The following is a 23,377-nucleotide window of genomic DNA, read 5'->3' as shown; positions in this document are numbered from 1 at the left end:
AGGCCTGGGTGTCGACGCCGTCCGTCGATTCCTCGAACGACCCGATCAAGTCCCGGATCAGCCAAGTCTCGGATCAGCCAAGTCTCGGATCAGCCCAGTCTCGGATCAGCGTGGCGTGAGGACATCGACGCCGACGAACCGGGCGAGTTCGTCGGGGAGTCGGACCGTGCCGTCGGGCTGCTGATGGTTCTCCAGAATGGCCACCAGCCAGCGTGTCGTCGCGAGTGTCCCGTTCAGCGTCGCGGCGGTCTGCGCCTTGCCGTTCTCGTCGCGGTACCGCACCTGCAGGCGGCGCGCCTGGAATGTGGTGCAGTTCGACGTCGACGTGAGTTCGCGATAGGTGCCCTGCGTCGGAACCCACGCCTCGCAGTCGAACTTGCGGGCCGCGGAACTGCCGAGGTCGCCGCCCGCCACGTCGATCACGCGGTACGGGACGGCGATCGCCGCGAGCATGTCCTTCTCCCAGCCGAGGATCTTCTGGTGCTCGGCGTCGGCGTCTTCGGGCTTGCAGTAGATGAAGCCCTCCACCTTGTCGAACTGGTGGACGCGGATGATGCCGCGGGTGTCCTTGCCGTATGAGCCGGCTTCGCGACGAAAGCACGTCGACCAGCCCGCATAGCGCTTCGGACCGTCGGACAGGTCGAGGATCTCGTCGGAGTGGTAGCCGGCCAGCGGCACCTCCGACGTGCCGACGAGGTAGAGGTCGTCTGCCTCGAGGCGGTACACCTCGTCGGCGTGCGAGCCGAGGAATCCGGTGCCCTGCATGACCTCCGGCCGGACCAGTACCGGCGGAATCATCAGGGTGAACCCGTTGGCGGTCGCTTTGGCTGCGGCCATATTCAACATGGCGAGTTGCAACTGCGCGCCGAGGCCGGTCAGGAAGTAGAAGCGTGAACCGGAAACTTTCGCGCCGCGCTCCATGTCGATGAGCCCGAGGTGCTCGCCGATCTCGAGGTGGTCCTTCGGGTTCTCGATGGGCCGCGGCTCGCCGACGTGTTCGAGAACGATGTAGTCGTCCTCGCCGCCCGATGGGGTCTGTTCGGCCACGATGTTCGAGATGGCGCGCTGACAGGTGGTGGCCGTCTCCTCGGCCTCCTTCTGGCGGGCGACAGCGGCTTTCACCTGGTCGGCGAGCTCTTTGCCGCGAGCCAGGAGTGCGGCCTTCTCGTCACCGGACGACGCGCCCACCTGCTTGCCGAGCGCTTTCTGCTCGGTGCGCAGCGCGTCGGCGTCGGCGATCGCCTCGCGTCGATCGGCGTCCGCTTGGAGTAGCCGGTCGACGAGTTCGGGGTCTTCGCCACGGGTGCGCTGCGACGCGCGGACGAGGTCGGGATCTTCACGCAGGATCTTCAGGTCGATCACTCTTAGAACCCTACCTGGGCGTGTTCGTGCCCCAGGGGACGACATCGTCGAGGGCGACCAGGCATGATGGAGGAGATGAGTTCTGACAGCCACCGACCGGGAGACGGCGACGACCTGTCGCCGCAGGATGCCGACGCCGCCACGGCGTCCGACGCCGCCGACGACGCGGTCGAGGACACCGTGGTCTCAGACGACGGTGCCTATGCGCCTGCGGCTCACTCACCTGGTGGGGCGCACTCACCGGACACCGAGTACTTGCCCGGCACAGACGCCGACCACGACTCCGACGACTGGGCGGACGCAGCCGCCGACAACCAGTTGGACGACGCTGATCGGGACGAGGCTGATTGGGGCGGCGCTGATCGGGGCGGCGCTGATCGGGGCGGCGCTGATTGGGGCGAGGCTGATTGGGGCGAGGCCGGCTGGGACGACAGTGAGTGGGACGGCGCGGATTGGGACGGCGCGGATTGGGACGGCGCGGATTGGGACGAGGCTGATTGGGACGGGGCGGGCGAGGACGCCGAAGGGGCGGCCACCGACGGGCCAACACCCGCCGTCGCCGACAGCGGCCGCACCGGTCGCCACCGGTCCCGCGGGCGGCTCCTGACCTTGTTGGCCGCGATCCTCATCGGTGGTGTCGCTGCGGGTGGCGTGCTCTTGGCCAGAGGGGGTTTCTCCGATCACGGAAGCGTCGGATCGACGGTGATCGGCGAGGGCAACGCACTCGTCGAGAACGACTTCACGCGCTCCGAGCCGGGCGACTGCCTCCAGTGGGACGATGCGAAGCCCGGGGAACCGAGCCTCACCGACTGCGCCAAACCGCACCGGTTCGAGGTGGCCGGCGCACTCGACACGGAGACCTTCCCGACGTCCGAGTTCTCGGCGGCGGCCCCGTGGCCGGGGCCCGAACGCTTCGGATCCATCCGCGACGAGAACTGCCCGGCGATAGTCGACCGCTACCTCGGTGGCGGCCTCGATCCACAGGGCCGCTTCGCGTCCGGACTGATGTTCCCGTCGAAGGTCCAGTGGGAGAAGGGTGCCCGTGTCCTGCGCTGCGGTATCGAGCAGCCGGGGGCAAAGGGCGTTCAGGAGCAGTTCACCGGGCTCGTCGCCGACATCGACCAGTCGTTCACGTGGCCCGCAGGCACCTGTATCGGCATCGACAAGAGCACGCGGAAGGCAACGAGCGCCGTCGTCGACTGCTCGGAGCCGCACGCCTTCCAGACGACGGGCGTCGTCGACCTCTCCCAGCGTTTCGGCGGACGCACCTCCGGCAAAACGTGGCCGAGTGTGCGCGATCAGAACGAGTATCTGACGAAGATCTGCCCGAACCAGACCAACAAGTTCTTCGGCGGAGCGTCGAAGTTCGAGGAGACGACCCTCAACGTGCAGTGGTCGGTGATCTCCGAGGTCAGTTGGCTCACTGGCAGCCGCCGAGTGGTCTGCTACACGGCGCTGCCCAACCGCGGTGGTTTCGCGACTCTCGTGGGCGACGCACGTGAACAGGTGCTGATCAACGGTCGTCTCCCGGAGCCGCCGGAGAAGGGCCCACCCGGTCGCTCGGTCGGTTCGCCGGTGCCGTTGCCGCCCGGGTACAACCCCGACAGTCGGGAGATCCCCGCTCCTGGGGGATGATGTCGGGCATGCCCGTATCGATGTCGAATCGAGTATTCGAAGAGCTCGTCGGTGATGCCCTCGACCTGTTGCCCGACGAACTGACCGACGCGATGTCGAACGTGGTGGTCCTCGTACGCGACCAGCACCCCGAGGATCCGTCGATCCTCGGGCTGTACACGGGCGTCTCGCTCACCGAGCGCACCAACGACTACTCGGGGTTTCTTCCCGACACGATCGAGATCTTCCGCGAACCGCTCCTGGCGGTCTGCTCGACTCCCGACCAGGTGCGCCACGAGGTGGCCGTCACCGTGCTGCACGAGGTCGGACACCACTTCGGCATCGACGACCGGTGGCTGCACGAGAACGGGTGGGGCTGAACGGGAGTTCGTCCACGCCGAACAGGCTGCCCTGCAGCCGTCGCGTCGGATCGAATCGGGTGCTGCTCAACCCATCGGGTCTGCGGGGCTCCCGTCACCGTCAGCCAGATCGGCGACGCCCCAGCGCGCGACGGTCCATCCGGTGTCGCTGGGTTCGAGGACGACGGATCCGGTGTTGGGCAGATAGTTCTTGAGCGCGAACTCCGAGTCGATCCCGGACAGGTGTGCGGCGATCAACCGGATCGCGGCGCCGTGCGAGACGAGATACACATCGCGCCCCTCCCCGGTCACATACTTCGTGGTGAGTTCGTCGACGACCGGCAGATAGCGTTCGTGCAGCATCTCCAGCGACTCGCCGCCCGGGATCCGCGCGTCGAGTTCCCCGTGGTGCCAGCGGGTGACCACGTCGTGGAACTTCTCGTGCGACTCTTTGTCACTGAGCCCCTCGAGGTCGCCGACCTGGACTTCGTGCACACCGTCCACTTCGCGAGCGTCGGCCTCCCAGACCGAGGCGATCATCTCAGCGGTCTGCCGGGCGCGGTTGGCGGCAGAGTGGACCAGGACGGCAGGCTTCCCGTCGGGGTGCTCCAGACCGAAGCGGACGCCTTGGCGTGCGCCGAAGTCGGTGAGCGATGCGCCGGGCAGGGCGGTGTCGAGGATCCGCATCACGTTCGAGGTCGTCTCCCCGTGTCGGACCAGGTGGAGGCGGGCCATCTCAGTCGTTTCCTTCCAGCAGACGGGTGAACCATTCGTGAGATTCACGGTGGTCGGGCGGCAGGGACGCAGCGCCCCGGTCGATCGGCCACGACCCGAGGTAGACGACGTTCTCTGCGGTTCGGTGCAGCGCACGCAGCGCCTCGCCGACTGCCGCGTCGCTCGCGTGTCCGCGAGCGTCGAGGTAGAAGCGGTACTGGCCGGGTGCTCCGGATCCGCGCGGGCGCGATTCGATCCGGGTCAGGTCGATGTCGCGCATCGCGAACTCGCTCATCGCCGCCACCAGACTCCCCGGAGTGTTCGGGAGGTCGAGGATGACGCTGGTGCGGTCGGCGCCGGTTGCGGGGGTCGGCGGTCCGGGTCGGCCGAGCAGCAGGAAGCGCGTCACGGCGTCGTCGGCGTCGGCGACCCCGTCGGCCAACGCTACGAGTCCGTGAAGGCGCGCAGCTGCGGCCGTGGTCACGGCGGCGTCGGCGCGGCCGGCTGCGACGTCGGCTGCTGCGGCGGCGTTCGACGTCGCGATCACGAACTCGGCGTTACCGAACCGTTCGGCGACGCTGCGGCGGACCTGCGCGGAGGCGACCGGATAGGCGGCGACCGTCGCCACCGCGTCGGCGGCCATCGGCTCGCGGGCGGCGACGGTGAACGCGATGTCGAGCGCGACCTCGGCATACGCCTGGACGCGGCGCTGCCCGTCGTGGGGGACGAGCGCGTCCATGGTGGCCGGGACGGCGCCCTCCAACGAACTCTCGATCGGCACGCAACCGAAGTCGGCATCGCCCGCCCGGACGGCGGCGATCACCGCGAGCGGACTCGACAGTGCACGCTTGTCGACGTCGGCGTCAGAACGGGTGGCGAGGATCGCGTCGAGAGCCATCTCGGTGAAGGTGCCCGCGGGACCGAAGTAAGCGAAGACTGGCACGGCTCCACAGTAGTCGAGCACCGGAGTGGATGCGCTCGCCGTGAGCCGAAGCGTTGACGCAGCGCCGACTGCGAACTAGGTTAGGCATACGTAAGTTAGGGTTGCCTATATCGGAATTGATTCGGTGACCCGGAAGATGCTGGAGGATCCTATGGCCACGATCGTTGCCCCATGCGACGCCGAGATGATCCAGACGGCCTGCCGTCGGGCGCAGGGCGGAACGCTCTCTGTGGACGGCTCTGGCGCGCCGGACACCGTCGCGATGATCCATCTCTTCGAGGGCGATGCATTTCTGCTGGTCGCCGACGATGCGCCCGCTCTGGCCGTCGCGGTCGACACCGACGAGTCGTCGGCCGTCGTCGAGGTGATCGACTGCGCCCCGCTGCCATTGCGTGAACGTGTGCGGTCATTGGTGTGGCTGACCGGGTCGTTGCACGAGGTGCCGACGGATCTGCAGCGCGAGCTCGCGGTCGAGATCGCGGGTGATCATCCCGATGAGCGGCTTCTCGATGTCGGACATGGGTGTTCGATGGTCCGCATGGCGTTGGAGACGGCGGTCATCGCTACGGCGGTCGGTGCCGGGGCAGTGGACATCGACGACCTGGCCTGCGCCGAACCCGACATGTTCTGGGCGTACGAGAACGACTGGCTTGCACACCTGGAGAGCGACCACGCCGACCTCATTCATCAGCTGGCACGTCGGATTCCGCCCGCAATGCGGTGCGGGCGCGTCCGCCCCCTTCGGCTGGACCGATTCGGCCTGACCTTCCGCATCGAGTCCGCCGATTCGGACTCCGATGTCCGTCTCCCGTTCAGCCGCCCCGTCAGTCGTATCGCCGATCTTTCGGCTGCGCTCCAGGCGCTGGCCCTGCATCCTGAACTCGATCACCAGTCCTTCTGCTGAGCGCCCACAGACCACCCCGCCGTAATGTGACAGGGTGCAGCTGACCCGAGTCGACGATCCGGCCGAGCGGCGGGCGATCATCGTGGAGATGGTGCTCGTTGGGATCTTCACCTTCGGGTTCTCGGCGCTCTACGCTCTTCTGTCGCTGATCGAGATGCAGCTCGGAGCAGGCGTCTCACAGACGACGGTCGCGCTCAATCCGGAGACGTCGTCCAACGTCGTGATCGACGTGCTTCGTCAGTCGATGCGGATCGTGAAACTGTTCGCGACCGGTGCGCTCGGCGTCTACTTGTTGTGGCGCAGTGGTTTCCGGCCGTCCGCGGTCGGTGTGGGCAGGTTGACCGCGCGCGATGTGCCGCCCGGTCTCGGTCTGGCGGCCCTCATCGGGCTCCCTGGTCTCGCGCTCGTCGCGGCAGCGTCCGCCTTCGGTGTCAACGCACAACTGTCGCCTGCGTCGGATGACACCACGTGGTGGCGGCTGCTGATGCTGTGTCTCGTCGCGGTCGGCAACGCAGTCGCCGAAGAGGTGATCGTCGTCGGCTACCTGATGGTTCGGCTCAAGCAGTTGGGGGTGCGGGACGGTACAAGCCTCATCGCATCGTCGCTCCTACGAGGCGGATACCACCTGTACCAAGGGGTCGGCGGCGGGCTCGGCAACGTCGTGATGGGGCTGGTGTTCGGCCGCTGGTTTCAGAAGACGAACCGGTTGTGGCCGTTGATCGTCGCGCACTCGGTGATCGACATCGTCGCGTTCGTGGGCTACGCGCTGCTCAGTGATCATCTCGGCTGGTTGGGTCTGTGACGGGGCCCCGAATCGAGGGGGCGCGACACGGTGGCGGGACGTACCCCCATCCGTGCCGCGCTCTGACGATCCGAGTGGCTCCCTCCCAAGAGCCCCAATTCCACCCGGACCGAGTCCGACGGGTCGCCGGTGAAAGGCACGGCGACCGGCGCGTGTGAGACTGCCGCGTCTCACACGCGCGTAAATGTATCATGCGGTAACCCCTATCACCAGACGGTCGGGCCATCGGCTCAGGCGGGGTCATCATCGGTAGCGAACTGCACCAACAGATGCGCGAGCAGGGCGACGATCTCGGCCCGGTCGGGTCGCTCGTCAGACGTCGCCCACCGATGGATCACCGCGGTCGTGGAGCCGATGAAGGCCGTCGCACGGTAGTCGATCGTCCAGCGTCTCGTGCCCGGCAACATCCCGATCGCGCTCACCAGGTACTTCGACCAGTCGTCGCGTCCCGCGATCCGATGCTTCTCCATGGTCTCGGAGATCCCGCCCGCCTCGACGAACAGGCATCGGACAGACCGCGGATCGGTGGCGACGCTGTCGATGTACGCGCTCATCGCCGCATAGGCTACGACGTCGAGATCGGCGTGATCTGCGGCGAGTACGGCCTGGTCGACACGGTCGCGTGTGGTCGACTGGATCTCGTCGTAGATCTCGACCATCAGTTCTTCGCTGCCCGAGTACTCCTCATAGAACTGACGGCGCGACAGACCCGCTTCGGCGCACAGCGCAGAGATCGTCGTCCGCGCGAAGCCGACCGTGCCGAACAATTCGAGGCCGGCGTCACGGAACCTCTTGCGACGGTCGGCACGCCGATCCGGGAGCGACCGGCCGCCGTACGACCGGTCGGGCGCCTCACCGGGCGCCCAACCGGGCTCCGCGTTTCGGTCGGTGTGGGGCGCTTTCATCACCTCAAGACTCGATACGCTCCGAGCGCAATTCGTGGCCTTTGGACGTCAGGCATCGTCCGCTCGCCAGGTCCCACTGCCATCCGTGCAGGTTGCACGTCAGCTTCTCGCCCTCGACGACCCCGAACGCGCTCAGATCAGCCTTCAAATGCGGACAGCGACGTTGAATCTTCCAGCCGTCCAACTCGATCGACGCCTCGTCGTCGTGCGCTTCGTTGAACCAGCCGTCCGCGTACGCGATCCGTTCGGCGCTCAGGCACTTGAAGAACGTGTACAGGTACTCGTTGTAACCGCCGATACGCCATGTCGTGAAGCGCGTCGACAGGAAGATCGTGTTGACCCAGTCCGGTTCGTCGTCGCGCAACACTGTGCGGATCAACTCCGGCGCGATACGGAATCCGTAGCGATACTTGCCGTCGCCGTCCTCGCGCATCCGCACGGACCTTCTGGGGAAGTCGAGCACGAAGGTCTCGTCCCCGACGACCAGTCCGACCGGATAGCCGATCCCGTCGGAGATCAGGTCGGACGCCGCCATAATCGGTTCGAACAGCGCTTTCAGCTGGGGGAGGAGCGGCTCGCCGTCGGCCGCCGCCCACGTCGCCTTCTGGGCCGCGATGACCGGGGCGAACTTCTCCTTCATGGAATCGAGGTAGGCCTTCTTGCCCTCGCCGAAGATCTGCTCGGGCGGGTACGGGTGCGACAACTCTAGGAGCTCGTCGCCGTGGAACTCGGCACTCGACCCCGAGACCATCATCAGACCGCGGTGGCGGACGCCGTCGTCGGTGCCGTGCGTCCGCATCTGTTCCAGGAAGTCCGCCTGGTCGGGGAAGATGCTCGCCTTGTCGGAGTCGCTGTCGGTGTTGAAGTCGTTCAGCGAGTACAGGTCGTCGTCCAAGAACATCGGGGGTCCGGCCGACGGAACCACCCAGGTGGCGCCGACCTGCTCGATATACGAACGAGCTCGATCCATCCCGCGCTGACGCTTCTGCATGGCGAAGTTGGCCTTCGACTTGCGTGGGATGTCGTAGACCATCGGGTACCAGATCGCGCCCGAGTACTGGAGCAAGTGGACGTCGACGCGACCGAACTGCTCACGGATGACGTCGAGGTCGACGGGCCGGGCGTCGTTCATGTTGAAGCAGACGGTCTCGCCGTCGTCGACGATCAGACCCGAATCGCCGATCGGGCCGTCGGCAGGTGCTCGCAACGCGACGATCATGATGTCCAGCTCGCCCTTCGGCCCGGACAGGCGGTGCTTGCGGGAGTCGTCGGTCTCGACGAACTTGGTGAACCCGACACGCTCCAGTTCGCGTTTGAGGTCCGGCACCGGATAGTCGGGCAGCAGGACGGTGGCGTCCTTGTTGATGTTCTCGATGAGGTTCTTCTCGTCGAAGTGATCGCGGTGCAGATGCGAGACGTACAGGTAGTCGCAGTCGCCGATGGTCTTCCAGTCGAGTTCGGTGTTGTCCGGAAACGGGATCCACGAGGCGAAATAGGCGGGGTTCACCCAAGGGTCGCAGACGATGCTGCCTGCATCGGTCTGGATGTGGAAGCCTGCGTGGCCGATGCTCGTGATCTGCACGGGGCTGGTGCCTTTCGATGGGGACTGCTTTCCCGCTAGCTTATCGCCGAGGGCGACGCCGCTTCCTGTCGGCGGTCCGTGCCGGTGATCACCCTCGAACGCCTCATGTCTGATCGTCGCCGTTCACGTGTCCGGCTACCATCACCTCTATGGAACCCGTGTACGCGTCAGTCGTGTCCACCGCCCGCATGCTGTGGCTCGCACAGGGGCTCGATTTCGAGATCTCGGGAGTCGAGAACGTGCCTGCCGACGGTGCCGGCGTCGTCGCCTTCAACCACACCGGATATCTCGACTTCACGTTCGCCGGGATCCCGGCGTTTCTGCAGGGCAGACGGTACGTCCGCTTCATGGCCAAGAAGGAGGTCTTCGACAATCCGGTCGGGGGCCCGGTGATGCGCGCGCTCAAGCACATTCCCGTCGACCGTGCGAACGGGGCGCAGAGCTACCGGGACGCCGTTGACTATCTCGAGCAGGGCGAACTCGTGGGCGTCTACCCCGAGGCGACGATCAGCCGCAGCTTCGAGCTCAAAGCATTCAAGAGCGGAGCCGCGCGGATGGCGCTGGAGGCCGGTGCTCCGCTGATCCCCACGATCGTGTGGGGTGCCCAGCGGATCTGGACCAAAGGGCATCCGCGGAACATGGGCAGGTCCGGCGCGAAGATCATGGTCGGCGTCGCCGAACCGATCCAACCCGAGGGCACTCCGGACGAGCTGACGGCGCGACTGCACGAGTCGATGCGCGCCAAGCTCACCGAACTCCAAGACGCATACGGCCCGTACCCGCCTGGCGAGTACTGGGTCCCCGCAGCGCGCGGCGGCGGGGCGCCGACGCTCGAGGAGGCGAATGCGATGGATGCCGCGGATGCCGAGGAGAAGGCGCGTAAGCGCGAGGAACGCGAGAACTGACGGCGAGACCGGCAGGCGAGATCGGATAAGGGAGGTTCACCGGCGATGGAGCCCGTGTATCGAGCCCTGGAGGCGATCACCGCCGGAATCCGGCTGGTCCAGGGGACCCGTCTGCACGTCGAGGGACTCGACAACATTCCGGCGGGCGGCGGCGTACTGGCGATTAACCACACCGGATACGTGGACTTCCTGCCCGTTGGGCTCGCCTTGAAGCAGCGTGGCAGGCGCGCGCGTTTCATGGTCAAGTCCGAGCTGACCGACGTAGCGATCATGAGATTCCTGGTCGCCCAGACCGGCAGCCTTCCCGTCGACCGATCGGCCGGATCCGACGCGTACCGGGCGGCAGTCGCCGCATTGCGAAGCGGTGAACTCGTCGCCGTCTACCCGGAGGCGACCATCAGTCGCAGTTTCGAGCCCAAAGAGTTCAAGACCGGAGCCGTCCGAATGGCCGTCGAGGCCGGTGCCCCGGTGACTCCCGTCATCGTGTGGGGTGCGCAGCGCCAATTCAGCAAAGGTACCGAGCGGAACCTCGGTCGCGCGCGGATACCGATTCACACGGTGTTCGGGACGCCGCTGACGTTCGACTCGCGCGGCGACGCCGTCGAGGCCACGCATCGGTTGCGCGAGGCGATGGTCGCGCAGCTGCACCGCGTGCAAGACAAATATCCGGAAGCGCCCGCCGGCGCCGACTGGCTGCCGGCCCGGCTCGGCGGCAGCGCACCGACACCTGAGGAGGCTCTCGTCATCGAGGACGCAGAAGCACGTGAGAAGGCTGCGCGACGCGCGGCGAAACGACAGAGCGAATGAGCGGCCGACAGCTCGACCCGCCCACTCTGATCGCGTCAGACGTCGACGGCACTCTCATCGACGACCACAACCAGATCACGCCCGCGACGCGCGACGTCCTGGTACGAGCCGCCGGTGCCGGCGTCGAACTGGTCCTGTCGACGGGACGTCCGCCGCGGTGGATCCCCGAGATCGCGGATCAACTCGTCGGCACACCGGCCGCCGTCCGGTACGCGGTCTGCGCCAACGGCGCGATCATCTACGACGTGCGCGGTGACGCCGTGTTGTTCGCCGCCGAACTCGCTCCCGACGTGTTAGAGACGCTGCGTACCATATGCACCGAACTCGTCCCGGGGTGTGGTCTAGCCGCCGAGCGCGCAGGTCGGGTCGCGCACGACGCGGCGACCCCGTCGTTCGTCGCGACGGCAGGGTACGAGCACGCCTGGCTGAACCCCGACCACGTGGAGGTCGCCGACAGGCATCTCACCGAGCTGCCCGCGGTGAAGCTACTCGCCCGCAAGCCGGGTATGAGTTCGCACGAGATGGCCGCGCTGATCACCCCGCACATCGCTGACCTCGCGGAGGTCACCTTCTCCATCGACACCGGGCTCGTCGAACTGTCGGTGCCCGGAGTGCACAAGGCGTCCGGGCTGCAGTGGCTGATCGAAAACTCCGACGTCGCGGGATCATCGGTCATCGCCTTCGGCGATATGCCCAACGACGCCGAGATGCTCCGCTGGGCCACGCACGGCGTCGCGATGGGCAACGGCGATCCGGTAGCCGTCGCCGCAGCGGACGAAGTGGCCGGGACCAACGCCGACGACGGCGTCGCCCGAGTCCTCGAACGCTGGTTCTGACTCGCCTGGACCCGCTTCGCTCGCCCTGGACGGCACCCGCTCCGGACGGCATCGGACTCGACACGCGGGCCCACTCACTCGAACCTGCGTTCTATAGACGTGACTCGGTTGTGACCGCGTCGGCTTGGCGTATCCACGGTTTGTTCACTACTGTCACAGAAGTCCCACAAGCCACACGGGCCACAGGAGATGTATCTGAGGTCCCGCCCAAAGGGGTTTTGCAGTGCCGAATGTCCGACCGAGTCGCGCCAAGAAGAGAACTCTCACTTTCGCCGCACTGGGGCTGGCCCCTGCGCTGGTCGCAGGCGGCCTCCTCGTCGGTGGCACCGACATCCTCGACTCAGACGTCGGGCTCGCCGCCGATTCTCCGGTCACCCTGATCGGGCACGGACACGGCCACGGCCGAGGCCTCGGGCAGTGGGGGGCGTACGGCTACGCCAAGAAGGGGTGGTCTGCGGATCAGATCCTGCGTCACTACTACGGCAACACCACCGCGGGGAAGGTGGGCAAGCCCGACGTCACAGTCTCCCTCAGTGAGAAAAAGTCGGTCAGTGTCCATGCGGCAGCGGGAATGCGCGTAGGTGGCCAGACGGTGGCTCCCGGGCAGGCGGTCAGCCTGTCCGGGGGTAACGCCACGATCACTCGAGGGTGCGGCGGGGCCGTCGTCAAGACGGTTCGGGCCGCCCAGGTCGATCCGATCAACACGTCGCCGAACCGCCCCGCGAACGAACTCCTCACCTTCTGTGCAGGCGACGAGGCCTACCGCGGATCCATCGGGCTCGACTCGTCGGGCGTCATCAACAAACTCCACGTCGACGACTACGTGAAGGGTGTGATCCCCAAGGAGTCCATGCCGTCGTGGGCCGACAGCGGTGGCCTCGAAGCGCTGAAGGCGCAGGCGGTCGCTGCCCGGTCGTACGTCCTCGCCGGCCTGGAGCAGGGTCGCAAGATGGACAACACGCAGTCCTCGCAGATGTACCACGGCGCGCGCGGTGAGGATCCGCGCACCAGCCGTGCGGCCGACGCGACCGCCGGCCAGATCCGACTTCTCAACGGTAAGCCCGCTCTGACCGAGTTCTCGGCCTCGACCGGCGGCTATACCGCGGGCGGTGCCTTCCCGGCCGTCGTCGATGCGGGCGATTCGATCTCGCCGACGCACAATTGGAAGGCGACGGTCAGCGCCGCGAGCATCGCGTCGGCATTCGGCGTCGGCTCGCTCAAGAGCTTCGAAGTCAGTGAGGCGAACGGTCTCGGCGACGGCAGCGGACGCGCAGTCAAGGTCCGAGTGGTCGGCACCAACCGAACGGTGGAGGCGACCGGCGACCAGGCGCGCACCAAGCTGCAGCTCAAATCCGACTGGTTCTCGGTGCAGGGCCAGAAGTCGATGCCGAAGATCGTCAAACCGAAAGTAGGCCCGGAGGCGCCCGGCGGTGGGGGTCTCCTTGACCTCAGCCCGCTCGGGGAGGTTCTGAACAAGGTCGTACCGGGTCTGTCCGCGCTCGGTACGCCCGATGACATCGACTCGATGGCCGGCCAGATTCAACCGCTTATCCAGAAGTTGATCGAAGAGGGCACGAAGGCGTTCGATGCGAAGGCCACGGCCCTCGAACGTCCGGTCAACCGCGAACGCAGCGACAACAGCCAGGGGTCCACGGGCACCGTCAGCGCGCCCGAACTCATCACCGACGGCCACGGCGTGCAGGGTCTGGTCCAGGTCCTTGAGAACGGTGTCCTCTACTTCAGTCCGCTGACCGGCGCGCATGCCCTGTTCGGCGGAGCCCTCACCGACTACCTGGAGAAGGGCGGCCTGGAGAAGCTCGGCTACCCGAATCGCGACGGGCTGCGCTGAGCGGCCGCGGGCCGGCCGATCCTCGTGTGATCTGACCGACTGTGATCTGCCGCCCGCCCGGCCATGTGCTCGGCGAATACTCAGGTTCTGTCCGTTACGCTGACCTGTTGTGACGAACAACAGTGAATTCGATCTGATCGTCGTCGGTTCCGGTTTCTACGGCCTGACCGTGGCCGAACGAGCAGCGACGCAGCTCGGAGCCCGGGTGCTCGTCCTGGACCGCCGCGACCACATCGGCGGAAACGCGTACTCCGAAGCCGAACCGGAGACGGGCATCGAGATCCACAAGTACGGTGCGCACCTGTTCCACACGTCCAACGAGCGGGTGTGGGAATACGTCAACCAGTTCACCGACTTCACCGGCTACCAGCACCGAGTGTTCGCGATGCACGACGGCCAGGCCTACCAGTTCCCGATGGGACTCGGTCTGGTCTCGCAGTTCTTCGGTCGATACTTCTCGCCCGACGAGGCGCGTGCGCTGATCGCCGAGCAGGCGTCGGAGATCGAGTCGGCCGAGGCGGCGAACTTCGAAGAGAAGGCGATCAGTCTGATCGGTCGCCCCCTGTACGAGGCCTTCATCAAGCACTACACGGCCAAGCAGTGGGAGACGGACCCCAAGAACCTGCCCGCAGGCAACATCACCCGGCTGCCGGTCCGCTACACCTTCGATAACCGATACTTCAGCGACTCCCACGAAGGCCTGCCCGTCGACGGCTACACCGCCTGGCTGCAGAACATGGCTGCCGACGAGAAGATCACGGTGCGGCTGTCCACCGACTGGTTCGACGTCCGCGACGAGCTGCGGGCCGCGAATCCGGACGCACCCGTCGTGTACACCGGTCCGCTCGACCGCTACTTCGACTACTCGGCGGGCCGCCTCGGCTGGCGGACCCTCGACTTCGAGACTGAAGTTCTGCCGACCGGCGACTTTCAGGGCACGCCCGTCATGAACTACAACGACGCCGACGTCCCGTTCACCCGGATCCACGAGTTCCGGCACTTCCACCCCGAGCGCAAGGACTACCCGTCCGACAAGACGGTGATCATGCGTGAGTTCGGTCGGTTCGCCAAGGACGACGACGAGCCGTACTACCCGATCAACACTCCGGACGACCGCGACATGCTCGCCGCCTACCGCGAGCTCGCCAAGACCGAGACCGCGGACAACAAGGTGCTGTTCGGCGGACGCCTCGGCACCTACCAGTACCTCGACATGCATATGGCGATCGCCAGTGCGCTGACCATGTTCGACAACACGTTGGCTCCGCACCTGCGAGACGGTGCGCCGCTGACGTCGGGAGCGGAGTAGATGAGTAACGTCCAGGCGGGAACCACGAGCACGGCCGTCAGCCTCCTGCAACGGGTCATCTTCCCGCGGCCGGGCGAACCTCTCGACGTGCGGTCCCTCTACCTGCAGGAGGCGACGACCAACGCGGGCCGCGCCCACGCTCCGAACCGGACGAGCGTCAAGCTGGGAGCGGATTCCGAAGCGAGCTTCGCCACCTACTTCAACGCGTTCCCTGCGTCGTACTGGCGGCGCTGGAGCGTTCTGACCTCCGTTGTCCTGCGGGTGGAACTGGCGGGCAACGCTCGCGTCGACCTGTACCGATCCAAGATCGACGGCTCGCGCATCGGTATCGGCGGCGACCTCGTCGAGATCGGCGAGGACGGGACCGGCGTCATCGAACTCGAGACCGACCTGGGACCGTTCGAGGACGGCGGTTGGATCTGGTTCGACGTCACCACCGACACCGAGACTGAGATCCTGTCGGCGGGGTGGTACGCGACCCTCGAGCCCGCCGGGAGCGACCGTGCGGGAGTCACCGTCGGCATCCCGACCTTCAATCGTCCGACCGACGCCGTCGCGGCACTGGCCGCACTCACCTCCGACCCGCTCGTCGACAGGGTGATCGACGCCGTCATCATGCCTGACCAGGGAACCAAGAAGGTAGTGGACGAGCCGGGGTATACCGAGGCCGCCACTGCGCTCGGCGACCGCCTGCGGATCTTCGATCAGGGCAACCTCGGAGGGTCCGGCGGATACTCCCGCATCCTCTACGAGGCGCTCCGCCTGACCGACAGCCCGTACATCCTGTACATGGACGACGACATCATGATCGAGCCCGACTCGATCCTGCGTGCGCTCGCCATGTCACGGTTCGCGAAGAGCCCGATGCTCGTCGGTGGCCAGATGCTCAACCTGCAAGAGCGCAGCCACCTGCACTGCATGGGCGAGGTCATCGACCGCAACAAGTTCATGTGGACGGCCGCGCCGCACGTGAAGTACGACCACAACTTCGCCAAGTACCCGCTCACCGACCGCGAGAACTCGCAACATCTGCACCGGCGCATCGACGTCGAAGGCAACGGCTGGTGGATGTGCATGTACCCGCGTGAGGTCGCCGAGACGATCGGGCTGCCGCTCCCGCTGTTCATCAAATGGGACGACTGGGAGTTCGCGCTGCGTGCGGCCCGGGCGGGCTACCCGACGGCGACGGTCCCCGGGATCGCGATCTGGCACATGGCGTGGAGCGACAAGGACGACGCCATCGACTGGCAGGCGTACTTCCACCTGCGGAACCGGCTCGTCGTCGCGTCGATGTACACCGACGGCTCCATCGACAGCATCCTCAAGTCGATGGCCAAAGCGACGGCGAAGCACCTGCTCTGCCTCGAGTACTCGACGGTGGCCATCCAGAACGAGGCGATCCGCGACTTCCTGGCCGGACCCGATCACATCCGATCGATTCTGCCGACCGCGCTCGGCAAGGTCGCGGCCATCCGTAAGCAGTACTCGGACGCAGTCGTGCTGCCGTCCGCACAGGAGTTGCCGCGTACGTCCGGAGAAGCGACCGGTTTCGGCGTCGGTGTGCCCGAAGGCGCCGTCGCCAAGGCCAAGACGCTGGTGAAGGCGATCGCCAACAACGCGCGGCCCGCCGATCCGCGGCACCACGAGGTGCCTCAGGCCAACTACCCGCCGATCGAAGCGCGCTGGTTCTCCCTCGGCCGCGTCGACGGCGTCACCGTCACGACTGCCGACGGTCGGGGCGTCGTCTACCGCAAGCGCGACCGGGACACCATGATCGCCCTCGGTCGCGAGTCCGCCGAACTCGTTAAGCAGCTGCGGGAACGCTTCGACGACATGCGCACCGAATACCGTGCCGCGCACAGCGATCTGGTGAGCAAGGAGAGTTGGGCTCGTGTCTTTGGCATCGACTGACAACGGCGGATCGACCGGCGACGGTCCTGCGCACCGTGCACCGGCATCCGGTGAGGCCGCGCTGCTCGTCGCCGTGCAGGCGGCGATCGCGGATCGTCCCGGCGCGCTGTCGGCGGCCCGTGGACTCTCGCATTTCGGTGAGCACTCGCTCGGTTGGCTCGCGCTCGCCGGCGCGGGAGCCCTCGCCGCGCACCGCCGCGGCGACACCCTCGCACGCCGCCGGTACCTCGAGGCGGGCGCCGGGGCCTTCACGGCGCACGCGGCCTCGGTGGTCATCAAGCGGGTCGTCCGTCGCCGGCGGCCGAGCCACCCGGACATCCGGGTCGGCGTCGGAACGCCGAGCAGACTGAGCTTCCCCTCGAGCCACGCGACGTCGACGACCGCGGGGGCGATTCTGCTGGGTCGGGCCGCCGGTCTTCCGGTCGCCGCGCTGCCCGCGGTGCTCGTGCCGCCTATGCTCGTTTCACGTTTGGTGCTCGGAGTCCATTACCCTTCCGATGTGGCTGCGGGAGCGATCGTCGGGGCGCTCACGGCCGGAGCGGTCATCGTCGCCGACGCGAAGAACGAGGAGCAGTAGATGAGCGAGGAGCCGAACGACACCGGCGTAGCAGGTCCGCCGAAGAGTCTTCCGGCAGGACTGATCAAGGCGATGCGTCCGCGTCAATGGGTCAAGAACGTCCTGGTGCTGGCGGCGCCGATGGCGGCAGGCAGCGACACGTTGACCGACGGCGCGGCCATGGGTCGGGTAGGCATCGCATTCGTCGCCTTCTGCCTCGTCGCGTCATCGATCTACCTGATCAACGACGCGCTCGACGTCGAAGCCGACCGTGCGCACCCGACCAAGCGCTTCCGTCCGATCGCCGCAGGCGTCGTGCCTCGCAACTTCGCGTTCGTGCTCGCCGTGGTTCTCGCGGTGCTCGCTGTCGGCATCGCTGCTATCGCCAACTGGCAGACGGCTGTCACCATCGCCGTCTACCTGGCGATCCAGCTCGGTTACTGCTTCGGCCTCAAACACCAGGCCGTCATCGACGTCTGCATCGTCTCGTCGGGCTTCCTGCTGCGCGCGATCGCCGGTGGCGTCGCCGCCCAGCTGCCCGACGGCCTGTCGCAGTGGTTCCTCCTCGTGATGGCTTTCGGCTCGCTGTTCATGGCTGCCGGCAAGCGCTACGCCGAGCTTCAGCTCGCCGAGCGCACCGGAGCCAAGATCCGCAAGTCGCTGCAGTACTACACGACCACGTACCTGCGGTTCGTCTGGACGCTGTCGGCGACCGCCGTCGTCCTCTGTTATGGGCTGTGGGCGTTCGACGCCAGCCATGAGGAGAACGTCTTCTACGCGATCTCGATGGTCCCGTTCACGATCGCGATCCTGCGGTATGCGGTAGACGTCGACGGTGGCCAGGCCGGTGAGCCCGAAGAGGTCGCGCTCGGCGACCGCGTCCTGCAGGCGCTCGCTATCGCGTGGGTGATTCTCGTGGGTGTGGCCGTCTATGTCCCGGTCTGATGCGCAGGAGTCGACGCCGCGTAAGCGGCTGATCGTCCCGGTCGCGAGTTTCTCCGTCGGGGCGATCGCGGTGACCGTCCTATTCGCGATCGGCGCCTGGCAGCGCCGGTGGATCGCCGACGACGGGCTTATCGTCCTGCGCACCGTCCGTAACCTGCTGGCGGGCAACGGACCGGTCTTCAACGCCGGTGAACGCGTCGAGGTCAACACGTCGACGGCATGGACGTACATCGTGTGGTTCTTCTCGTGGGTCACCGGAGCCGAACACACCGAGTACGTCGCGCTGTGGGTTGCCCTGATCCTGTCCGTGTCGGCGCTTCCGCTCGCCATGTACGGCACCGCGCGCCTGTACGGCACCACGGTGACGTCCGCGGGCTTCGGACTGCTGCTGCCGCTCGGCGCGGTCGTCTACATCGCGGTCCCGCCCGCCCGTGACTTCGCGACGTCGGGCCTCGAGAACGGGCTGACGATCTTCTGGGTCGCGGCCCTGTGGTGTCAGTTGATCGCGTGGTCGCACCGTCGCGGCACCGCGCCGACGACATGGTCGCGCACCGCGTTCCTCCTGCTGTCGTTCACAGCCGGACTCGCGCCCCTGATACGTCCAGAGGGCGCAGTGCTCGGTGTCCTCGTTCTGCTGGTGCTGTTCTGTTCGCCGATCGGCGCCACGATGCGGATCGCGATGGTCGTCGTCGCGGGTGTCCTCCCCGTCGGCTACCAGATATTTCGCATGGGCTATTACGCCGTGCTGGTACCGAACCCGGCCATCGCCAAGGACGCGAGCGGATCCAAGTGGTCGCAGGGGCTGGAGTACCTCGGCAACCTCTTCGCGCCGTACGCGCTGCTGATTCCGGTGATCATCGCGGTGGTCGTCGGCGTGATCCTGGCCGTCGTCGCCAGTGTTCGCCGGCCGCGAGCCGACGACGAAGTGCTCGCACCCGTTGCGTGCGACGAGGATCTCGCCGACGTGCTCGATGACCACGCGGCCCCGTCGTCGTTCGAGCGGTTCAGGCAACGAACCGGTTCGTTCTCCTCCGGGCTGCAACATCCGCGCGTGGTGGTAGCGACCATCCTGCTCGCGGGACTGATCCTCGCGGTGTACTGGGTGCGTCAGGGCGGCGACTTCATGCACGGTCGCGTCCTTCTCACTCCGTTGTTCATCCTGCTGCTTCCGGTCATGGTGGTTCCCGTCGTCGTCCCGGCGACGCTGCGTACTCGGGACGCGCGCGTGCGACTCGGGGCCGCTGTGGCTGTGCTCGTCGGCGTGGGCGCCACTGTGTGGTGGGCCGTCGCGGTGCACGCGAACGCGCTCCCCAACGCGGGTACGACGATCGGCCGCAACGGCATCGTCGACGAGCGGACCTTCTACATCACGAACATGGCGAATGAGAACCCGGTGACCGCCGAGGACTATCTCGAGTATCCGCGAATGCAAGCGATGGTCGACAAGATCCGCGAGGTGCGTAAGACGGGCGGAGTCATCCTGCCGTCGCAGAACTACGACGAGTGGTACGTTGCCGCGCTGCCGGACAAGATGCCTCCCGGAGTGAAGCGAGAGACCACCGTCTACTTCCTCAATCTCGGCATGACGAGCATGAACGCGCCGTTGGACGTCCGGGTCCTCGACCAGATGGGATTGGCGTACCCGCTGGCCGCGCACACGGCCCGCCTGGAAGACGGCCGCATCGGTCACGACAAAGATCTGTCGAGTGCCTGGGTCGTCGCCGAATCCGGCGGTGTGACGAGCAGGCCCGGCCTGCCCGCGTACATGTCGAGCGACCAGGTGAAGCTCGCACAGGTCGCGCTGACCTGTCCGGACACCCAGGAGCGGTTCAAGTCGTACCAAGGGGCGTGGAGTCTCGCCCGGTTCAAGGCCAATCTGTCCGACGCCGTCCACCTCAACGGATATCGGATCGCGCGCCAGCCCGAGTACGAGATCGCGCGGTGCGGCCTGCAGGAGCCCGCGAACCTCGACGAGAAGCATCCCTGATGTGACGTAGCCCTATGTGAAGTAACACAGCGCAGGCTGTGAACTATATGAGTGACAGATGTGACACGGGCTTGCCGTTGTTTATCTCAAAACGGTAACGTCCATTCGCGGTTGATCGATAGAAGTGACAGAGTTCGACCCCGTTCGGGGCGAGCGCGAGCCGAACGGCCGAACCGGGACCGACACGCGTGATAAGGGTCACAGCGTTTGGGTTGGGGTGTCGCTCTAGATAAGCTTCGTCCATCCGAATCGGATGTGGCGTGTGTGAATCGCGAGAGGCGCCGGCCGCCAGACGGCCCGTGGGCGGAAGAGTGCCCATGGGTCGTGAACAACGTTAGGGAGATTTCAGTCAATGCGTGAAGCGAAGAGCACGCGGCGCCTCGGGCGCAAGCTGACGGCGGTAGTCCTCGCGGTCGTCACCGCCATGGGGTTGATGTCCACGTCGATCGGCTCGGGCAAGGCCGATGCGGCGCCGGGCTTCCAGGAGTTCTGGATCGATGCCTGCGGCATGCCGACGAACGGTGCGTTCGGCAACAAGTCGATGGCCCCGGGCAAGGTCAAGGTCCGCGCCTGGAAGAAGCCGGGCAACGCGCGCACGGTCATCCTGCTCGACGGCATGCGTGCGCGGTACGACCGCAGCGGCTGGGAGATCGAGAGCAACGTTCAGAACCTGGTGAACCACGGTGTGAACGTTGTGGAGCCGATCGGTGGCCCGAACAGCTTCTATACCAACTGGGACGCTCCCTCGAACTTCAACGGTCAGAAGAAGCGCTACATGTGGACGTGTGTCATCGACAACCGTCTCGTGCCCGCTCTCCGCAACAAGCGCTTCGGGAGCAAGGGCGGCAAGTACGCCATCATGGGTCTGTCCATGGGCGGTAGCGCCGCACTCGTCCACGCAGCGAAGCGCAAGGACCTCTACTACGCTGCAGGCTCGCTGTCGGGCTACAACTTCCTGACTGCGCCAGGCATGCGCACCATGCTCCGTGCCGCGATGCTCGACGTCGCCCCCGCCCCGTGGAACATCGACTCGATGTGGGGGCCGCCGTGGAGCCCGCGCTGGGCCGCCAACGACCCGGCACGCATCATCAACCAGCTGCACGGCCTGAAGTTGTACGTCGGTGCGGGCAACGGCCTGTTCGGTCGTTACAACTACCCGAAGAACGTCATCGACGACTTCCTCAAGGGCACGCCGCTCGAGTTGCTGGCGTTCGCCTCGACGAAGGCCTTCGAGGTCAGTGCGACGGTTCAGGGCCTGCGTCCGATGACGTACTACGCCAACGGCACCCACGCCTGGGGCTACTGGCAGGACATGGTCTGGAACGCGCTGCACCGCGGCTTCTTCCGCTGACTCGAGTCTGACTCGCTTCTAAAACGAGGCGCCTCCCGCATGGGAGGCGCCTCGTTTTCTTCGTCGTGTCGTCGGTGCACGTGTCACGGCAGCGTGACCGGATTCAGCAAAACCCCAGGTCGCCGAGAACCGCATGAAACATTAGTCACACAATTCACACGAGTAACAGCGTGGCGCGCACAAAACCCTCTACCTTCAGTGTAGAAATTTCTCAGACGCGCGCGCAGAAGTGCGTGCAGAGACTGACCCGGGGCACCTCGAGGAGCACGAAGTGAAGATCTGGAAGACGGCGGCGATGCCGCGCAAGGTCGTGGCGGCCGTAGCCGTCGCTGCGAGCGCGACGCTCGTGGTCGGCAGTGGCAGCGTCGCCCACGCCGACCCGAAGCCCGCGCCGACCACGCAGGTGGCGCCGAAGACGTCGAAGAAGGCGCCGAAGACGAAGAACCAGCGTCCTGCGCCGAAGAAGGACGCCGGGCGCAAGCCGGCGCCGAAGCCCGCGCCTGCGACGGTCACGAAGGTCAACTGGTATTCCGCGCACCGCGCCGCGGTGTGGGTGCACTCGCCCGCGATGAACACCGACGTCCAGGTGCAGCTGCTGCTGGCCCGCGACTGGTTCGCCAAGCCGAAGGAGAAGTTCCCCCAGCTGACCATGCTCGACGGTCTGCGGGCGCAGGACGATCAGAACGGCTGGATCCTCAACACGAACGTCGAGCAGTTCTACGCGGACAAGAACGTGAACGTGGTCCTCCCGGTCGGCGGCGAGTCGAGCTTCTACACAGACTGGAAGGAACCCGACCGCGGCAAGAACTACAAGTGGGAGACCTTCCTGACCAAGGAACTGCCGCCGATCCTGGAGAACGACTGGCGCTCCACGGACGTGCGCGCCGTCGAAGGGCTCTCGATGGGCGGTTCCGCCGCGATGATGCTCGCTGCGCGCAACCCCGGCTTCTACAAGTTCGCCGGCTCGTTCTCGGGCATCCTGCAGATGACGTCGTACGGTATGCCGGAGGCGATCCAGTTCGCGCTGCGCGACGGCGGCGGCTACGACTCGTCGAAGATGTTCGGCCCGCCGAGCGATCCGGCGTGGAAGGAGCACGACCCGTACCTGCTCGCTAACAAGCTCAAGGGCACGAGCCTCTACATCTCGTCCGGCAACGGCATCGTCGGCCCGCACGACAAGCCATCGGACATTCCGATGCTCGCCACCAACTACTCGGGGGTCGGACTGGAAGTCCTCTCGCGTGTCACGAGCCAGCAGTTCGCCTCCAAGCTGAACCGTCTCGGGATCCACGGCCAGGCCGTTTACCGCCCTTCCGGCACGCACACGTGGCCCTACTGGCAGTTCGAGATGGTCCAGGCGTGGCCGCAGGTGGCCGGGGCGCTCGGTCTGTCCGGCGACAAGGTGGCGTGCACTGTCGGCGACGCGTTCAAGAAGGCTCCGCAGATCCGCGGCCTCGGCGGCTGCCTCACTCCCGAGTACTCGGTGCCGGGCGGACGGGCGCAGGACTTCCGCAACGGACGAATCTTCACCGGGCCGAAGGGGTCCAAGGTGGTCGGCGGCGCGATCGGCGGCGTCTACGTGCCCGCGATGGAACGCCTCGGGCTCCCGACGTCCGACGAAGAGACCGGTCGTAACGGCGTCAAGTTCAACACATTCGAGCGAGGCAAGATCGTGTGGACTCCGCAGAACGGTGCCCGCATCGAGTGAGCGCGATTCAGTGATATGGCCCACCACC

20 protein-coding genes and 1 pseudogene are annotated in these 23,377 nt (G+C 66.4%); 16 read left to right on the top strand and 5 right to left on the bottom strand.

Going from position 1 to position 23,377, the window contains the following annotated elements:
• Positions 1 to 105: 105 nt before the first annotated feature.
• Positions 106 to 1,362, bottom strand: a complete 1,257-nt coding sequence (gene serS, locus ACTIMF_RS00250; protein WP_442348262.1) for a serine--tRNA ligase — start codon at positions 1,360 to 1,362, stop codon at positions 106 to 108.
• A 127-nt stretch (positions 1,363 to 1,489) separates the two neighbouring features.
• Here serS and ACTIMF_RS00245 point away from each other — a divergent pair.
• The 3 genes and pseudogenes from ACTIMF_RS00245 to ACTIMF_RS00235 all read left to right on the top strand — a co-directional run.
• A pseudogene (locus tag ACTIMF_RS00245) lies at positions 1,490 to 1,732 on the top strand (hypothetical protein); the annotation flags it as partial.
• The gene (locus tag ACTIMF_RS00240; RefSeq protein WP_442348379.1) at positions 1,618 to 2,997 is read left to right on the top strand and encodes a septum formation family protein; all 1,380 of its coding nucleotides are present in this window, start codon (positions 1,618 to 1,620) and stop codon (positions 2,995 to 2,997) included. The pseudogene ACTIMF_RS00245 and the gene ACTIMF_RS00240, both read left to right, overlap by 115 nt.
• An 8-nt stretch (positions 2,998 to 3,005) precedes the next feature.
• The gene (locus tag ACTIMF_RS00235) at positions 3,006 to 3,356 is read left to right on the top strand and encodes a metallopeptidase family protein (protein WP_442348261.1); all 351 of its coding nucleotides are present in this window, start codon (positions 3,006 to 3,008) and stop codon (positions 3,354 to 3,356) included.
• A 66-nt stretch (positions 3,357 to 3,422) separates the two neighbouring features.
• Here ACTIMF_RS00235 and ACTIMF_RS00230 read toward each other — a convergent pair whose 3' ends face one another.
• Both ACTIMF_RS00230 and pheA read right to left on the bottom strand, forming a co-directional pair.
• Complete coding sequence (locus ACTIMF_RS00230; RefSeq protein ID WP_442348260.1) at positions 3,423 to 4,070, bottom strand: histidine phosphatase family protein; 648 nt, start codon at positions 4,068 to 4,070, stop codon at positions 3,423 to 3,425.
• Position 4,071: 1 nt separating this feature from the next.
• Positions 4,072 to 4,992 (bottom strand): prephenate dehydratase, encoded by a 921-nt coding sequence (gene pheA, locus ACTIMF_RS00225; protein WP_442348259.1) that lies wholly within the window; start codon positions 4,990 to 4,992, stop codon positions 4,072 to 4,074.
• 151 nt (positions 4,993 to 5,143) lie between these two features.
• Here pheA and ACTIMF_RS00220 point away from each other — a divergent pair, with 151 nt between their 5' ends.
• The gene (locus ACTIMF_RS00220) at positions 5,144 to 5,896 is read left to right on the top strand and encodes a DUF2470 domain-containing protein (RefSeq protein WP_442348258.1); all 753 of its coding nucleotides are present in this window, start codon (positions 5,144 to 5,146) and stop codon (positions 5,894 to 5,896) included.
• 88 nt (positions 5,897 to 5,984) lie between these two features.
• Complete coding sequence (locus ACTIMF_RS00215) at positions 5,985 to 6,698, top strand: CPBP family intramembrane glutamic endopeptidase (protein ID WP_442348378.1); 714 nt, start codon at positions 5,985 to 5,987, stop codon at positions 6,696 to 6,698.
• A gap of 230 nt (positions 6,699 to 6,928) precedes the next feature.
• Here the strand turns inward: ACTIMF_RS00215 and ACTIMF_RS00210 are convergent, their stop codons facing one another.
• Positions 6,929 to 7,603 carry a TetR/AcrR family transcriptional regulator gene (locus tag ACTIMF_RS00210; protein WP_442348257.1) on the bottom strand — a complete coding sequence of 225 codons (675 nt, stop codon included), beginning with the start codon at positions 7,601 to 7,603 and terminating at the stop codon, positions 6,929 to 6,931.
• A gap of 4 nt (positions 7,604 to 7,607) precedes the next feature.
• A complete protein-coding gene (locus ACTIMF_RS00205; protein WP_442348256.1) occupies positions 7,608 to 9,185 on the bottom strand; it encodes a Rieske 2Fe-2S domain-containing protein in 1,578 nt (525 codons plus the stop codon).
• Positions 9,186 to 9,334: 149 nt separating this feature from the next.
• Between ACTIMF_RS00205 and ACTIMF_RS00200 the strand changes: the two genes are divergently transcribed.
• The 11 genes from ACTIMF_RS00200 (at position 9,335) to ACTIMF_RS00150 (ending at position 23,349) form a co-directional block, all read left to right on the top strand.
• The gene (locus ACTIMF_RS00200) at positions 9,335 to 10,090 is read left to right on the top strand and encodes a lysophospholipid acyltransferase family protein (RefSeq protein WP_442348255.1); all 756 of its coding nucleotides are present in this window, start codon (positions 9,335 to 9,337) and stop codon (positions 10,088 to 10,090) included.
• A 45-nt stretch (positions 10,091 to 10,135) separates the two neighbouring features.
• Positions 10,136 to 10,897: a lysophospholipid acyltransferase family protein gene (locus ACTIMF_RS00195; RefSeq protein WP_442348254.1), complete on the top strand. Its 762-nt coding sequence runs from the start codon at positions 10,136 to 10,138 to the stop codon at positions 10,895 to 10,897.
• A complete protein-coding gene (locus ACTIMF_RS00190) occupies positions 10,894 to 11,733 on the top strand; it encodes an HAD family hydrolase (RefSeq protein WP_442348253.1) in 840 nt (279 codons plus the stop codon). The genes ACTIMF_RS00195 and ACTIMF_RS00190 overlap by 4 nt, the downstream gene beginning before the upstream one ends.
• A gap of 223 nt (positions 11,734 to 11,956) precedes the next feature.
• On the top strand, positions 11,957 to 13,582 hold the full coding sequence (locus tag ACTIMF_RS00185) for a SpoIID/LytB domain-containing protein (protein ID WP_442348252.1): 1,626 nt from the start codon (positions 11,957 to 11,959) through the stop codon (positions 13,580 to 13,582).
• A gap of 109 nt (positions 13,583 to 13,691) precedes the next feature.
• Positions 13,692 to 14,891, top strand: a complete 1,200-nt coding sequence (glf, locus tag ACTIMF_RS00180) for a UDP-galactopyranose mutase (protein WP_442348251.1) — start codon at positions 13,692 to 13,694, stop codon at positions 14,889 to 14,891.
• Positions 14,892 to 16,802 (top strand): glycosyltransferase, encoded by a 1,911-nt coding sequence (locus ACTIMF_RS00175; RefSeq protein WP_442348250.1) that lies wholly within the window; start codon positions 14,892 to 14,894, stop codon positions 16,800 to 16,802. It abuts the gene before it with no gap.
• Positions 16,783 to 17,379, top strand: coding sequence for a phosphatase PAP2 family protein (locus ACTIMF_RS00170; protein ID WP_442348249.1), 597 nt, complete (start codon positions 16,783 to 16,785; stop codon positions 17,377 to 17,379). The genes ACTIMF_RS00175 and ACTIMF_RS00170 overlap by 20 nt, the downstream gene beginning before the upstream one ends.
• Entirely contained in the window at positions 17,380 to 18,303 is a 924-nt protein-coding gene (locus ACTIMF_RS00165) for a decaprenyl-phosphate phosphoribosyltransferase (protein ID WP_442348248.1), read from the top strand.
• A complete protein-coding gene (locus ACTIMF_RS00160; protein WP_442348247.1) occupies positions 18,290 to 20,290 on the top strand; it encodes a hypothetical protein in 2,001 nt (666 codons plus the stop codon). Before ACTIMF_RS00165 ends, ACTIMF_RS00160 begins: the two co-directional genes overlap by 14 nt.
• A 352-nt stretch (positions 20,291 to 20,642) precedes the next feature.
• Positions 20,643 to 21,641, top strand: a complete 999-nt coding sequence (locus tag ACTIMF_RS00155) for an alpha/beta hydrolase (RefSeq protein WP_442348246.1) — start codon at positions 20,643 to 20,645, stop codon at positions 21,639 to 21,641.
• Between the two features lie 295 nt (positions 21,642 to 21,936).
• Positions 21,937 to 23,349, top strand: coding sequence for an alpha/beta hydrolase-fold protein (locus ACTIMF_RS00150; protein ID WP_442348377.1), 1,413 nt, complete (start codon positions 21,937 to 21,939; stop codon positions 23,347 to 23,349).
• Positions 23,350 to 23,377: the final 28 nt, after the last annotated feature.

Source organism: Gordonia sp. (in: high G+C Gram-positive bacteria), from assembly GCF_052106715.1.
Lineage (GTDB): Bacteria > Actinomycetota > Actinomycetes > Mycobacteriales > Mycobacteriaceae > Gordonia.
This window is presented reverse-complemented; position numbering and strand designations above follow the sequence as displayed.